Annotated in this window: 1 rRNA gene; it reads right to left on the bottom strand. The window is 49.2% G+C overall.

Annotation, left to right across the window (positions count from 1 at the left end):
* A 23S ribosomal RNA gene (locus AA84_RS0114060) occupies positions 1-85 on the bottom strand; the annotation flags it as partial.
* Positions 86-307: the final 222 nt, after the last annotated feature.

Genomic DNA, 307 nt, shown 5'->3' with positions numbered 1-307 from the left:
CTCCCCGAAGCGTATCGGCGTTCGTTCCGTCCTTCATCGGCTCCCAGTGCCAAGGCATCCACCGTGCGCTCTTTATAACTTAACCACTTGACGGAATGATGAGCGGTGAATCTCTTTGTCGGCTTGTGTCCGATTCTCGGGCACGATACCTCCTCGATCTTCTTGCTTTTCATTCGTCACACTTGTGATGAACCAATCACGAATAATCGATTCATCACGTTGGATGTTTCTTGACTTTGTTGCTTGTTTTCGTTATCCAGTTTTCAAGGTTCATGGCTGCCTTTCGGCTCGCCGGTGAAGGAATGCT

The sequence above is a fragment of the Sporolactobacillus terrae DSM 11697 genome (genome assembly GCF_000648615.1).
Lineage (GTDB): Bacteria > Bacillota > Bacilli > Bacillales > Sporolactobacillaceae > Sporolactobacillus > Sporolactobacillus terrae.
The sequence above is the reverse complement of the archived record's forward strand: the minus strand, read 5'-3'. Positions and strand labels throughout refer to the sequence as shown.